13 protein-coding genes are annotated in these 14,155 nt (G+C 59.6%); 7 read left to right on the top strand and 6 right to left on the bottom strand.

Going from position 1 to position 14,155, the window contains the following annotated elements; all coding sequences use genetic code 11:
- The first annotated feature begins 132 nt into the window (after positions 1-132).
- Both RGV33_RS08100 and RGV33_RS08095 read left to right on the top strand, forming a co-directional pair.
- Positions 133-1,758 (top strand): methyl-accepting chemotaxis protein, encoded by a 1,626-nt coding sequence (locus RGV33_RS08100; protein WP_322143820.1) that lies wholly within the window; start codon positions 133-135, stop codon positions 1,756-1,758.
- A gap of 72 nt (positions 1,759-1,830) precedes the next feature.
- Positions 1,831-2,727 (top strand): DMT family transporter, encoded by an 897-nt coding sequence (locus RGV33_RS08095; RefSeq protein WP_322143819.1) that lies wholly within the window; start codon positions 1,831-1,833, stop codon positions 2,725-2,727.
- A 111-nt stretch (positions 2,728-2,838) separates the two neighbouring features.
- Here the strand turns inward: RGV33_RS08095 and RGV33_RS08090 are convergent, their stop codons facing one another.
- The gene (locus tag RGV33_RS08090) at positions 2,839-3,702 is read right to left on the bottom strand and encodes a DMT family transporter (RefSeq protein ID WP_322143818.1); all 864 of its coding nucleotides are present in this window, start codon (positions 3,700-3,702) and stop codon (positions 2,839-2,841) included.
- A 447-nt stretch (positions 3,703-4,149) separates the two neighbouring features.
- Between RGV33_RS08090 and RGV33_RS08085 the strand changes: the two genes are divergently transcribed.
- Complete coding sequence (locus RGV33_RS08085) at positions 4,150-4,692, top strand: hypothetical protein (protein WP_322143817.1); 543 nt, start codon at positions 4,150-4,152, stop codon at positions 4,690-4,692.
- Positions 4,693-4,950: 258 nt separating this feature from the next.
- Here RGV33_RS08085 and RGV33_RS08080 read toward each other — a convergent pair whose 3' ends face one another.
- On the bottom strand, positions 4,951-5,889 hold the full coding sequence (locus RGV33_RS08080; protein WP_017479171.1) for an aspartyl/asparaginyl beta-hydroxylase domain-containing protein: 939 nt from the start codon (positions 5,887-5,889) through the stop codon (positions 4,951-4,953).
- 185 nt (positions 5,890-6,074) lie between these two features.
- Positions 6,075-7,049 carry a cysteine synthase A gene (gene cysK / locus RGV33_RS08075; protein WP_322143816.1) on the bottom strand — a complete coding sequence of 325 codons (975 nt, stop codon included), beginning with the start codon at positions 7,047-7,049 and terminating at the stop codon, positions 6,075-6,077.
- 124 nt (positions 7,050-7,173) lie between these two features.
- On the opposite strand from cysK, the gene RGV33_RS08070 reads away from it, so the two are divergent.
- From RGV33_RS08070 to RGV33_RS08060, 3 genes are all read left to right on the top strand, one after another.
- Complete coding sequence (locus RGV33_RS08070) at positions 7,174-8,250, top strand: DUF748 domain-containing protein (RefSeq protein WP_322143815.1); 1,077 nt, start codon at positions 7,174-7,176, stop codon at positions 8,248-8,250.
- A 235-nt stretch (positions 8,251-8,485) separates the two neighbouring features.
- Positions 8,486-9,331, top strand: coding sequence for an AAA family ATPase (locus RGV33_RS08065; RefSeq protein WP_048725782.1), 846 nt, complete (start codon positions 8,486-8,488; stop codon positions 9,329-9,331).
- A gap of 11 nt (positions 9,332-9,342) precedes the next feature.
- Complete coding sequence (locus RGV33_RS08060) at positions 9,343-10,521, top strand: vWA domain-containing protein (RefSeq protein WP_003210689.1); 1,179 nt, start codon at positions 9,343-9,345, stop codon at positions 10,519-10,521.
- Positions 10,522-10,671: 150 nt separating this feature from the next.
- On the opposite strand, the gene RGV33_RS08055 is transcribed toward RGV33_RS08060, so the two are convergent.
- From RGV33_RS08055 to RGV33_RS08045, 3 genes are read right to left on the bottom strand one after another with little or no spacing between them, the layout of a single operon-like run.
- The gene (locus tag RGV33_RS08055; RefSeq protein ID WP_322143814.1) at positions 10,672-11,589 is read right to left on the bottom strand and encodes a biotin-dependent carboxyltransferase family protein; all 918 of its coding nucleotides are present in this window, start codon (positions 11,587-11,589) and stop codon (positions 10,672-10,674) included.
- A complete protein-coding gene (gene pxpB, locus RGV33_RS08050) occupies positions 11,586-12,290 on the bottom strand; it encodes a 5-oxoprolinase subunit PxpB (RefSeq protein WP_322143813.1) in 705 nt (234 codons plus the stop codon). The genes RGV33_RS08055 and pxpB overlap by 4 nt, the downstream gene beginning before the upstream one ends.
- Positions 12,287-13,030: a 5-oxoprolinase subunit PxpA gene (locus RGV33_RS08045; protein WP_322143812.1), complete on the bottom strand. Its 744-nt coding sequence runs from the start codon at positions 13,028-13,030 to the stop codon at positions 12,287-12,289. The genes pxpB and RGV33_RS08045 overlap by 4 nt, the downstream gene beginning before the upstream one ends.
- Before the next feature lie 176 nt (positions 13,031-13,206).
- Here RGV33_RS08045 and RGV33_RS08040 point away from each other — a divergent pair, with 176 nt between their 5' ends.
- Complete coding sequence (locus RGV33_RS08040) at positions 13,207-14,115, top strand: LysR family transcriptional regulator (RefSeq protein WP_322143811.1); 909 nt, start codon at positions 13,207-13,209, stop codon at positions 14,113-14,115.
- Positions 14,116-14,155: the final 40 nt, after the last annotated feature.

The following is a 14,155-nucleotide window of genomic DNA, read 5'->3' as shown; positions in this document are numbered from 1 at the left end:
GCATTGGATCCAGCGTAAGGGAAACCCTGATTACCTAAGTAGTAGCACTTTGCTATATAGCGCGCCCTCTCCCACCTTACAAGGTCAGAAGACCGGCCCGGGAACAGGTTCTAATCGCCAAGGAGCATTGAGATGTCATTGAGGAATATGGGGATCGGCCTGCGCGCCAGTCTGAGTTTTGCGGTGCTTGCCGGTTTACTGGTACTGGTGGGTCTGTTTGGCCTGGGGCAAATGGCCAAGCTGCGAGAAAGCGCCACCATCATTGAAGATTCCTGGATGCCAAGCATTGAGACGGTCCACGACAGTGCGGCCTACATCGCCAGCATCCGCCTGGAAGCCTTGCGCCTGTTGACCACCGATGAGTCGAGGGTACGTGACACGAGCAAAACCCTGATCACCAAGGAACAGGCCGACCTTCAGGAAAGCTTCAAGCAATACGAAACACTGGTGGTCAACGAACAAGACGCCGCGATGCTCAAGCAGTTGAAAAGTGCGGTTTCGGCGTACATGACCATCATGGGCCAGATGATTGCGCTGGTGGACCAGGACCAACAGCAACAAGCCATGGACCTGCTCAACAGCCGCCTCGCGCCCCAGGGCCTGGTGCTCAACAAAAGCCTGGAAGACCTGATCACCTTCAACCAAAAAGGTGTCCAGGACGCTGCAGAGTCGGCGGCGCAGATGTATTACAGCGCCCAATGGGTTGTCGGTGTGATCATCATTACCGCCCTGCTGGCCACGTTGCTGCTGGCCTGGCTACTGACCCGCAGTATCACCACGCCGATTGGCCAGGCACTGGCGGTGGCCCGTACCATCGCGTCCGGCGACCTGAGCCAACCGATCGTCGTCGAAGGCAAGGATGAACCAGCGCAACTGCTTACCGCCTTGGCCACCATGCAGGCCAACCTGCAGGAAACCATCCGTGGCATCAGCGAATCGTCGCAGCAGTTGGCATCGGCGGCCGAGGAGATGAGCTCGGTGATGGAACAGAGCACCCGCGGCCTGCAAGCGCAGAACGACGAGATCGAACAGGCGGCCACCGCCGTGACGCAGATGAGCGCGGCGGTAGATGAAGTGGCGGGCAATGCGGTGTCCAGCGCCGAAGCGTCCAAGGCCTCCGACGAAGACAGCAAGCACGGCCACTACCAGATCAGCGAAACCATCAGCTCGATCCAGAACCTGGTGGACGAAGTGCTCGGCGCCTCGACCAAGGCTGAAGGCCTGGCGGCTCAGGCCCAGGACATCAGCAAGGTGCTGGAAGTGATTCGCGGGATTGCCGGGCAAACCAACCTGCTGGCGCTCAACGCGGCGATTGAGGCAGCCCGCGCGGGCGAGGCCGGTCGCGGCTTTGCCGTGGTGGCGGACGAAGTGCGCTCCCTGGCACAACGCACCCAGGATTCCACCGAAGAAATCGAGCAGATGATCAACGCAATCCAGCAAGGCACCCAAGACACCGTGGGCGCACTGAACAGCAGCGCCGAACACGCCGGCCAGACCTTGCAGCGGGCCAACAGCGCGGGCAGTGCCCTGGAGAAAATCACCGCGGCCATCTCGCAGATCAGCCAGCGCAACCTGGTGATCGCCAGCGCCGCCGAGCAGCAGGCGTTGGTGGCCCGTGAGGTGGACCGCAGCCTGGTGAACATTCGGGATCTGTCGACACAAACCGCAGCCGGTGCCACCCAGACCTCGGCAGCCAGCCAGGAACTGTCGCGCCTGGCAGTGGACCTCAATGGGCTGGTGACGCGTTTCGTGCTGTAAAACAGGTATTGGCGATTGTGTCAGGCAGGTCAGTGGGCAACACTTGCGCCCTTATCGAGTAGGAGTTTTTCCGTGAAACCTGTCGACACCCTGCACCTGTTGGTGCTGGCCGCAATCTGGGGCGCGAGTTTTCTGTTCATGCGGATTATCGCGCCGGAAATCGGCACTCTTCCTACGGCATTTTTCAGGGTGTCGATTGCCGCCACCGGCCTGTTGGTGATCCTCGCCATGATGCGGGTGAGTTGGGACTTCCAAGGCAAGTTCAAGACGGTTTTGTTGCTGGGCGTCATTAACTCCGGCATTCCCGCGACCATGTATTCAGTGGCAGCCCAAGTACTGCCGGCCGGTTACTCGGCGATCTTCAATGCCACCACGCCGCTGATGGGCGTGCTGATTGGCGGGCTGTTTTTCAGTGAGCGCCTGACACCGTCGAAAATTGCCGGGGTGTGCCTGGGGCTGTTTGGGGTTGGCGTGCTGACTCGCGCGGGGCCGGTAGCCTTTGATATGGAACTGCTGATGGGCGCGCTGGCGTGCCTGTTGGCGACCACCTGTTATGGCTTTGCCGGCTTTTTGGCACGGCGCTGGCTGGATCAACGGGGCGGCCTCGACAGTCGCCTCGCAGCCCTGGGCAGCATGCTTGGGGCCACGCTGTTTTTGCTGCCGTTGTTTGCCTGGAATGCCATCAGCCATCCACCCCTCAGTTGGGGCGGCTGGCAGGTGTGGCTGTCGCTGCTGGGGTTGGGGTTGGGGTGTACGGCGTTCGCCTACATCTTGTACTTCCGATTGCTGACGTCCATCGGCCCGGTAAAATCGATGACCGTGACCTTCATGATTCCGCCGTTCGGGGTGTTGTGGGGCGCATTGCTGCTGGATGAGCCGCTGTCCATGGCGCATCTGTATGGCGGGCTGTTGATTGCGGGGGCGTTGTGGCTGGTGCTTCGGCCGGGGAAATTGGCCAAGGCCCTGTAGGAGCGGAGCCAGCTTTCTCGCGATGAACGTCAACGATAACGCGCGATGTCTGAATGAACGCGGTGCCTTGACGTTTTTCGCGAGCAAGCTTGCTCCTACAGGGGAGCAGGGTTATCGGCTCTTACGGAACACAAAAGCCAATCCGACAATGATCAAGCCCATCCCCAGCAAACTCAGGGTTGCCAGCTTGTTGCCGAAAATCAGGTAGTCCATCACCGCCGTCACCGCCGGCACCAGGTAAAACAGGCTGGTGACATTCACCAGGTTGCCCCGGGCAATCAACCGGTACAGCAACAACGTGGCCAGCAGCGACACCACTAACCCCATCCACAGCACCGGCACGAAGAAGCCGGCGCTGTGTTCAAAGTGGAACGGCTGGAACGGCACAAACACCGAGCACAACAGCAACCCGGCCAGGTACTGCACCGGCAGCGTGCCCAACGGGTTATCGGTGATGCGTTTCTGCATGATCGAGCCGCAGGTCATGCTGGCCAGCGCCAACAGGCCAAAGAGCATGCCGGCCAGGGACATGCCGGACATACCAATGCCCTGATACACCACCATGATCAACCCCGCCAACCCCAACGCCAGGCCGAACATCCGGCTCCAGGAGCGCTGACGCTCCATCAACACCACGGTGAGGATCGGTTGCACGCCCATGATGGTTGCCATCATGCCTGGCGTCACTTTGAGGTCCAGGGCCAACAGATAGAAAATCTGATAAGCCCCCAGCAGCACCAGCCCGGTGGCCGCCGCATAAAGCAGCGGTTTGCCGGGGCGTGGCAATTTCAGCTTGAGGATCGGTACCAGCACCACCAACCCCGCCAGGGCGATGGCAAACCGAATCAGCAGAAAGGCAAAGGGTGACGCGTGGGCCAGGCCCCATTTGGAGAAAATCGCCCCGCTGCTCCACAGCAGCACAAACAGGCTCGTCGAGGCCGCCGCGGCCACGGATTGTTTCGAAATAACAGACATGGATACCACCTGTGTTCAGGCAAAAAGCCAACTCAGCAACAGCTGAAATTCAGTAGGTTTTATTCAGGCGGGCACAGGCGAACAGCAATCAGCTGATCAGCCCGAAATGCCAACACCCGGCGGTGATACGACTGCGTACACCGGCGTGCTACTGACAGGTGGGGGGTAGTGACTGATCTGCACAGGCTGCTGGTTCCCGCACGGCTCGAGCGCAGCGTTGACCGCTGAATCGACTACCGCTATGCGCAGGGAAGCTGGCATGTGCTGATCTTTTTTGAGGGGTTGGACAGGTGTCGGGAAACACCCGTGGCCGACTATAACCAGCTGGGGACATGCTTTGCAACGACTTCGCCAAAAGGCCAGTAAGGACAGCTTGAGCCAACACCACTAGCCTTGGGAGAAACCAATCCGCTCCGGATCAGGGGGGCTTTCAACTCATGATGACCAATGCCAAAAAAACGCGACTCTCTGCGATATCAGCTATACCGCTCCACGGCGCTGCACCTTGCGAAAGCCTCTACCACGCAGTGGTACGAGGCCCTGAAACGGGATGAACGCAACGACATCGATTTGACCAGGGTGCGATTTGAGCCGATTAACATCGAGGCAATGACGGCCTATCAAGACTGGGGTGAAGCCCCGCACTTTTACTGGGAGGAGATTGCAGCGTGGAAAGCCCATGAGCCGCTGGCCTTTGACCTGTCTATTTGGTTCGACGTCGAATTATGTGGATTGTGCTTTGCCAACCCAAATCAAAGTCGACTGCGGATCAAGATAATCCGACTAGAGGGAAAGCCCGGAAAAACACATCCCTTGAAAAGCCGTATCGCTGCGCTGACGATGATCGCTGTTGATCATTACGCACAGATCATTGGAAGTCAGTGGATAGAGATTCAAGAGCCCGCGCCTGGTGCAATTCCCATCTATAAGAATCTGGGCTTTGACTTCGACGTCCAAGGTAGGCTTGTGATAGCCGTAGAGAAGGCATAGCATCGCAAACATGCTCAATTATTGATCAATAGTGGAGGCTAATATGGGAGCAGTTCCTAAAAACTCCGTCACCCGGAAAGCATCATCGAAGGTAGTAAAAGAGTTCAGGACCCCAGCACTTACAGCTAATCAACGCCGTTTTCTCAGTGCTGCCATGACTATCAGCGTTGAAGAACCCAGCCTTTTGGCTGGCAGCCCTGATAAATCAAAAGCATAAAAAACCGCTCATCCGAGCGGCTTTTTATGCTTGCAAACGCTTTAACCAAACAACCAGTACCCCAACGCCGTCAGCACCACCACCGCCAGCACCGGCCGCAGTATGCGATAAGCCTTGGGATGCTTGCGCTTCCACTGCTTGACCACACCGCTGAAGCTGTCGCTGAAGCGTTTGCTCCAGGCATACGCCTGGTTGATCCCGCCAACGCGTTCGTCGTCCAGGTTCTGCGGCGCAGTTGCGCGGCCCAGTTGAGCGCTGACCCAACGGTTGATGCGCGTCATCAGGCGGCTGCTCAGTGGGCGTTCGATATCGCAGAACAGGATCACCCGGGTGTGCTCGGTTTCGTTCTTCACCCAGTGCACGTAGGTTTCATCGAACATCACGTCTTCACCGTCACGCCAGGCGTACACCTGGCCGTCGACGAAGATACGGCAGTCGTCGGAGTTGGGCGTAGACAGCCCCAGGTGATAACGCAGGGAGCCAGCAAACGGGTCACGGTGCGGGTTGAGGTGGCTGCCACCCGGCAACAGGGCAAACATCGCGCCCTTGACGTTGGGAATGCTGCTGACCAGGGCCACGGTTTTGGGGCATAGCAGTTCGGCCGACGGCAACGGTTTGTCGTACCACTTGAGGTAGAAGCGCTTCCAGCCCTTCTTGAAGAACGAGCCAAAACCGGCGTCGTTGTTCTTCTCGGCAGCGCGGATGTAGCCCTCGTCGAACAGGTGCATGGCCTCTTCGCGAATCACTTCCCAATTGTCCTTGAGCACGTCCAGCTCCGGGAACTTGCTGCGGTCCAGGTACGGCTTGGACGGCACGGCAGAGAAGATGTACATCAAGGCGTTATACGGGGCGAACAGCGCCGAATGGTTGACGAATTGACGCAACATCGGCAAACGGGCCTTGCCACGCAAATGCACATACAGTGTGCTGCCGATAAACAGCAGCAACACCGACAGTTTGGCGGCCAAAGAAAAGGTCATGCAGCAACTCCTGGAAATAGGCGTCTGGCCATTAGCCTCCCGTTATGGGAAACCAGACGTAGCAGCCGGCCATGATAAACACTCCGGGCCTCGGGAAAAACCCGCGCACTCCAACAATCAGCATCTAGCGGTGCGCGATAATGGGCCAATTATGCATAAGGCCCACGCCATCGCGCTGATTTGAATCAAGCCTGGTTTTCCTGATCGGTAAACAAATCGGCAAACAACATGCTCGACAGGTAGCGCTCACCGGAGTCCGGCAGCACCACGACGATGGTCTTGCCCTGCATTTCCGGCTTCTCTGCCAGGCGCACCGCCACGGCCATCGCGGCGCCGCAGGAGATACCGCACAAAATCCCCTCCTCCTGCATCAGGCGCAACGCCATGGCCTTGGATTCTTCGTCGCTGACCAGTTCGACCCGGTCGACCATCGACAGGTCGAGGTTCTTCGGCACAAAGCCGGCGCCGATGCCCTGAATCTTATGGGGGCTGGGCTTGATCTCTTCACCGGCCAGCGCCTGGGTAATCACCGGCGAACTGATGGGCTCCACCGCCACCGACAAAATCGGCTTGCCCTGGATGTTCTTGATATAGCGCGACACCCCCGTGATGGTGCCGCCGGTGCCTACGCCTGCCACCAGTACGTCCACGGCGCCATCGGTGTCGTTCCAGATTTCCGGGCCGGTGGTTTTCTCGTGGATCGCCGGGTTGGCCGGGTTTTCAAACTGGGCCGGCATAAAGTACTTGGCGGGGTCACTGGCGATGATTTCACCGGCTTTTTCGATTGCGCCCTTCATGCCCTTGGCCGGCTCGGTCAACACCAGTTCTGCGCCGAGGGCCTTGAGTACCTTGCGGCGCTCGATGCTCATGGACGCGGGCATGGTCAGCAGCAGCTTATAACCACGGGCGGCGGCAACAAACGCAAGGCCAATCCCGGTGTTGCCGGAAGTCGGTTCGACAATGGTCATGCCCGGCTTGAGTTTGCCGCTGCCTTCGGCGTCCCAGATCATGTTTGCGCCAATTCGGCACTTCACCGAATACCCCGGGTTACGCCCCTCGATCTTGGCCAGGATGGTCACGCCACGCGGGGCGATGCGGTTGATCTGAACCAGGGGCGTGTTACCGATGGAGTGCGCGTTGTCTGCAAAAATGCGGCTCATGACGGGTCCTTAAGGCAATTTCAGGAAGGCCCCAAGGGTATGCCTCGTGTTGCGAGGCGTCCAGTCAAGCGAACGTCCGGCGACGCCAGCAGTCAATCGCCTACACGGATGGAGAAAATTCCCTATGAAACGTCGCTACAGTTGGCCGCTTTGGACCCTTGCCGGGGTCGTGGTACTGCTGGTGGTGCTGGATATCGCCCTGCCCTATCTGGTGCGTAATTACCTGAATGACAAACTCGCCGACATGGGTGATTACCGCGGCCAGGTCACCGATGTCGACCTCGCGCTGTGGCGCGGTGCCTACCGAATCAACGGCTTACAGATCGTCAAGGTGGACGGCAAGGTGCCGGTACCGTTCGTCAAGGCGCCGGTGATTGACCTTTCGGTCAGTTGGCATTCGCTGTGGTACGACCATGCGGTGGTCGCCCAGGTGCAGTTCATCAAGCCAGAGCTGAACTTCGTCGACGGCGGCACCAACAAGCAGGCATCCCAGACCGGTCAGGGCACCGACTGGCGGGCGCAACTGGGCAAACTGTTGCCGATCACCCTCAATGAGGTGCGCATTGCCGACGGGAAAATCGCCTTTCATAACTTCAACTCCAAACCTCAGGTCAACCTGTACGCGACCCAGGTCAACGCCAGCTTCTACAACCTGACCAACGTGGTGGACGTCAAAGGCAAACGCGATGCGCGCTTCGACGGCAAGGCGCTGTTCCTGGGCCAAGCGCCACTGGAAGCCACGGCAACGTTCGACCCCTTGAGCAATTTCGAAGATTTCGAATTCCGCTTCCGCGCCCGGGATATCGAACTCAAGCGCATGAATGACTTCGCCTCGGCCTACGGCAAGTTCGACTTCAATGCCGGCACCGGCGACCTGGTGGTAGAAGCCCAGGCCGAAAAAGGTCAACTGACCGGTTACATCAAGCCGTTGCTGCGCAATGTCGAGGTGTTCAACTGGCAACAGGACGTGGAGAACAAGGACAAGGGCATTTTCCGCTCGATCTGGGAGGCCGTGGTGGGCGTCAGCGAAACCGTGTTGAAGAACCAGCGTAAAAACCAGTTTGCCACCCGCGTGGAACTGAGCGGCAACGTACACCAGCAAGATATCAGCGCGTTCCAGGCGTTTTTGCAGATTTTGCGCAATGGTTTCGTGCAGGCGTTCAATGCTCGCTATGAACAACCCAAGCCCAGCGCAGACTGAAACATTGGCCCCTGTAGGAGCGAGCTTGCTCGCGAAAAGCCTCAATGCGCCGCGTTTATTCAGAATGCACGCGTCATCGTTGACGTTTTTCGCGAGCAAGCTCGCTCCTACAATTCAGAGACTGAATAGCCCGTCTGCGTTCACACTCGCCGGGGCTGCGCGGTATAGTCGGGCAAAGCTGATTACTCGCCCGCTTCGGTCCTGCACCGTTCGGCGTCACGTTCGAGGATTGAAGATGAAGTTTGAAGGCACACAGGCCTACGTTGCCACCGATGACCTGAAACTGGCCGTCAACGCCGCCATCACGCTGGAGCGGCCCCTGCTGGTCAAGGGTGAACCGGGTACCGGCAAGACCATGCTCGCCGAGCAACTGGCCGAATCCTTTGGTGCCCGGCTGATCACCTGGCACATCAAGTCCACCACCAAGGCCCACCAGGGCCTGTACGAGTACGACGCAGTGAGCCGCCTGCGCGACTCGCAATTGGGCGTAGACAAGGTGCATGACGTACGCAACTACCTGAAAAAGGGCAAGCTTTGGGAGGCTTTTGAGTCCGAGGAGCGGGTCATCCTGCTGATCGACGAAATCGACAAGGCCGACATCGAATTCCCCAACGACCTGCTGCAAGAACTCGACAAGATGGAGTTCTACGTCTACGAAATCGACGAGACCATCAAGGCCAAGAAACGCCCGATCATTATCATTACCTCCAACAACGAAAAAGAGCTGCCGGACGCGTTTCTGCGCCGCTGCTTCTTCCACTACATCGCCTTCCCGGACCGCACCACCCTGCAAAAGATCGTCGACGTGCACTACCCCAACATCAAGAAAGACCTGGTCAGCGAAGCGCTGGACGTGTTCTTCGACGTGCGCAAAGTACCGGGCCTGAAGAAAAAACCCTCCACCTCAGAGCTGGTGGACTGGCTGAAACTGCTGATGGCCGACAACATCGGCGAAGCGGTGCTGCGCGAGCGCGACCCCACCAAGGCTATCCCACCGCTGGCCGGTGCCCTGGTGAAGAACGAGCAAGACGTGCAGTTGCTCGAGCGCCTGGCGTTCATGAGCCGTCGCGGTAACCGATAAGGGCGATTGCCATGCTGCTCAACCTGTTCAATGAAATGCGTGCTGCCAAGGTGCCGGTCTCGGTGCGCGAGCTGCTCGACCTGATCAACGCGCTGAAACAGCGCGTGACCTTCGCCGACATGGACGAGTTCTACTACTTGGCCCGGGCGATCCTGGTGAAGGACGAACGGCATTTCGACAAGTTTGACCGAGCCTTCGGCGCCTACTTCAACGGCCTGGAAAAACTCGACGATCACCTGCAGGCGCTGATCCCCGAAGACTGGCTGCGCAAGGAGTTCGAACGCTCGCTGACCGACGAAGAGCGCGCGCAAATCCAGTCCCTTGGCGGCCTGGACAAGCTGATCGAAGAGTTCAAGAAACGCCTGGAAGAACAAAAGGAACGCCACGCCGGCGGCAACAAGTGGATCGGCACCGGCGGCACCAGCCCGTTCGGCTCCGGCGGCTTCAACCCCGAAGGCATTCGCGTGGGTGATGCCGGCAAGCGCCAGGGCAAGGCGGTCAAGGTCTGGGACCAGCGCGAGTACAAGAACCTCGATGACTCGGTGGAACTGGGCACGCGCAACATCAAGATCGCCCTGCGCCGCCTGCGCAAGTTCGCCCGCCAGGGTGCGGCGGAAGAACTGGATATCGACGGCACCATCGACCATACGGCGCGGGATGCCGGGCTGCTGAACATCCAGATGCGCCCGGAGCGGCGCAACACCATTAAGCTGCTGTTGCTGTTCGATATCGGCGGTTCGATGGATGCCCACGTGAAGACCTGCGAAGAGCTGTTCTCCGCCTGCAAGACCGAGTTCAAGCACCTGGAGTATTTCTACTTCCACAACTTCATTTATGAATCGGTGTGGAAGAACAACATGCGCCGGGGCTCGGAACGCACCTCGACCCAGGACTTGCTGCACAAGTACGGTGCCGACTACAAAGTGATCTTCATCGGCGACGCGGCCATGGCGCCGTATGAAATCACCCAGGCCGGCGGCAGCGTCGAGCACTGGAATGAAGAGCCCGGGTATGTGTGGATGCAGCGGTTCATGGAGAAGTACAAGAAGCTGATCTGGATTAATCCGTATCCAAAAGATACCTGGGGCTATACCGCGTCCACCGGGATTGTCCGGGATTTGATCGAGGACCAGATGTTTCCGTTGACGTTGCGCGGGCTTGAGGAAGGGATGCGCTTTCTCTCCAAATAGAACCTTATCCAGGGCGTACAGGCTCTTTGTGGCGAGGGAGCTTGCTCCCGCTGGCCTGCGCAGCAGGCCCAAAGTCTGGGGCCGCTTCGCGGCCCAGCGGGAGCAAGCTCCCTCGCCACAATAAGCCCGCAAGCCAAAGGTGTGTTGCGGTCATCGAAGGCGGCGTAAATACTCCACGTGCTGGCGATGCGCCGTCTCCTGCACCACCGGCGCCAACCGCACCTTCTCCCCCGGCAAGCACTGCGCCAGCCGCGCCAGCGCCAATGGCGTCAACGCCCCCAGTCGCGGGTAGCCGCCAATGGTCTGCCGGTCATTGAGCAACACAATCGGCTGCCCATCCGGCGGCACCTGGATCGCGCCCAGCGGGATGCCTTCCGAGATCAGCGACGGCCCCTGATATTCCAGCGGCGTGCCGAGCAAGCGCATGCCCATGCGGTCGGCGCGGCTGTCGAGGGTCCATTCGCTGTTGAACACATCAAACAGACTCTGCCCGCCGAACTGGCCAATTTGCGCCCCGAGTATCACCTCCAGTGGCGCCTTAGCATCGAGTTTCGGCAATTGCTCGGCAGACAACGCCCGCATTGCACCGCCAACGCCTGAATAGGTGAGTTGCGAATTTTGCGCCAGCGCCCGCCCAAAACCGTCGAGCCCGCCCAGCTCTTCACGCCCCACCGTGGCGCAACTGCCCAGCACCTGCGGCGCATCAAACCCGCCCGGCGCTGCCAGGTAGGCCCGCGCACCGCTGAAAGGCTGGGTAAACCGCAAGCGCTGGCCTTTTTGCAGAATAAAGCTGCGCCCCGGGCTGATCGCGCGCTCATCGACATACGCGCCCAGATCTGCCCCGGCCAATGCCAGCAGGCAATAGCCCTCGGCCAGAACGGTGAAGCCACCCAAGGTGATTTCCACCACCGGCGCATCCAGTGAGTTGCCCAGTAACCAGTTGGCGCACGACATCGATACCCAATCCAGCGCGCCGCCCTGGGTCACACCCAAGTGCCTTACACCAAAACGCCCGGTGTCCTGCAGCAGGCACAGCGGTGTGCTGGCCTCGATCAACAAGCGGCTCATGGCTGCGCCTCCAACGGCGTGTCATCGCCACCCTGGTTGATGAATTCGCTATGGCTGACCGCCTCAAAGCGCACGGTGTCTCCCGGCTGCATCAGGCTGTAGCCATCGCGCTCGCGATCAAACAGCTTGGCCGGGGTGCGGCCGATCAGGTTCCAGCCGCCCGGGGAGACCACCGGGTAGGCCGCCGTCTGCCGCTCGGCGATGCCTACACTGCCCGCCGCCACGCGCTTGCGCGGCGTATTGAGGCGTGGTGTTGCGAGCAGTTCGTCGACCAGGCCCATAAAAGCAAAGCCCGGGGCAAAGCCGAGGGCGAATACCTGGTACTCGTGCTGGCTGTGGCGGCGAATCACCTCCTCCACCGAAAGGCCACTGCGCTGCGCGAGCAACGCCAGCTCAGGGCCGACACTCAGGTCGTACCAAACCGGCAACACATGGCATTGCCCGCTGCCCTTGGGCTCTGGCTGCAACGCTTCAAGCGCCTGGTCGATCAACTCGCGTGCCTGGGCCGGGGCCAGCGCCATCAGGTCGTAATGCACCATCAGCGTGGTGTAGGACGGCACCAGGTCCACCAGGGCCGGGCCAAACCCTTCTCGCAAACGCCGGGTGGCGGCGAGCATCCAGGGCATATTGTCTTCGGCGATCACATCAAACAGGCGCACCATCAGGCAGTCGATGGCCACCACTTCAATCCGTGGCTTCATACTGGGTTCAACGCCTCGCGGATGCGCTGCACAGCGGCCACCGAGCTGGCGTTATCGCCGTGCACACACAAGGTATTGGCCTGCAGGTGCAACGGGCTGCCGTCGCTGGCAATCAGCTGTTCACCCCGGGCGATGATCAGGGCCTGCGCAATGATTTTTTCCGGGTCGTGATGCACGGCGCCCGGCAACTGGCGTGAGACCAGATGGCCGGCGCTGTCGTAGGCACGGTCGGCGAAGGCTTCGAACCACAGGGTCACGCCATATTCGTCACCCAGGGCCTGCGCGGCGCTGTTGTCGCGGGTGGCCATCAGCATCAATGGCAGGCTGGCGTCGTAGGCCGCCACGGCCTGGATCACCGCACGCAGTTGCGCCGGTTTGGCCATCATGTCGTTGTACATCGCACCGTGGGGTTTGACGTAGCTGACGCGCCCGCCCTGAGCCCGGCAAATACCGTCAAGGGCACCGATCTGGTAGTGCAACAGGTCCTGGATTTCCTGCGGGGTGTAGGCCATGGAGCGGCGGCCAAAACCGGCCAGGTCCTGGTACGCCGGGTGTGCGCCCACCTGCACGCCATGCTCGAAGGCCAGGCTGACGGTCTTGCGCATGATGCTCGGGTCGCCCGCATGAAAGCCGCAGGCAACGTTGGCGCAATCAATGAACGGCATGACCTCGGCGTCCAGACCCAGGGTCCAGTTGCCAAAGCTTTCGCCGATGTCGCAGTTCAATAGCAGGCGGCTCACGGTAGCGCTCCTGTAGGCTTTGTTTTTTTGTAGTGTGGGATCTTTTACCAAGATCTCGCAACGATGTTGTCCTGAACCCCAACGACGCTTATCGTGAGACAGCTCGATTTTTGGCGTTTGCGACACGCGGCGTCCAACTAATAAAAACCGATCCATGCATAAGAAAAGTTGATCCCATGAATTTGAAGTTCCTCGAAACCTTCGTCTGGGTGGCCAAGCTCAAGAGCTTTCGCCTGACGGCAGAGAAGCTGTTCACCACCCAGGCTTCAATCTCCAGCCGCATCGCCGTGCTGGAAAGCGAACTGGGGGTGAAGCTGTTCCTGCGCGATTCCCGGGGTGTCAGTTTGACGCCGGAAGGCTTGAAGGTACTCGACTATGCCGAACAGATGATGGCGACCATGCAGGGGCTCAAACAGTCTTTGGAAACCACCAGCAGCAAGGTCGGGCGCATCCGCATCGGGGTGATGGACACGGTGATCCATACCTGGCTAAGCGCATTGGTGGCAAAACTGACGGACCACTTTCCCCGGGTGGAAATCGAGTTGGTCGCCGACACCGCGTTGAACCTCAGCGACCAGTTGCAAAAAGGCTTCCTCGATTTGATCCTGCAGACCGACCTGCTGCGCCAGGAAACCTTGCGCAGCCTGGAACTGGCGAGCCACCCGATGGGCTGGATCGTTGCCAGCCAATCGATCTACAACCGCGATTACGCCTCCCTCGCCGAACTGGCCCAGGAGCGCATCATCACCTACTCGAAAAACTCCAGCCCGCACCAGGATGTGCTCAGTCTGATGCAGGCCAACGGCGTAGCGGCGCCACGGATGAGCTGCGTGAACTCGGTGTCGGCAATCACCCGCCTGCTGCGGGACGGGTTCGGGATTGGTGCGTTCCCACCCGTATTGGTCAGCGAAGAGCTGGCGCGCGGGGAATTGACCATGCTGCCCATGGAACAACGACCGCCCAACTTGCAGGTGGTGGTGTCGTGGCGAGTCGGGGTGGAGTTGGTGGATGAAATTGTGGCGCTGTGCCAGACGGTGGTGGCGCAGTACGCGCAAGAAGTTGGCGAGGAATTTATGGTGCTGTAGGAGCAGGCTTGCTTGCGATGAACGTTAACGATAACGCGTG

The sequence above is a fragment of the Pseudomonas sp. Bout1 genome (genome assembly GCF_034314165.1).
Taxonomy (GTDB): Bacteria; Pseudomonadota; Gammaproteobacteria; order Pseudomonadales; family Pseudomonadaceae; genus Aquipseudomonas.
The sequence above is the reverse complement of the archived record's forward strand: the minus strand, read 5'-3'. Positions and strand labels throughout refer to the sequence as shown.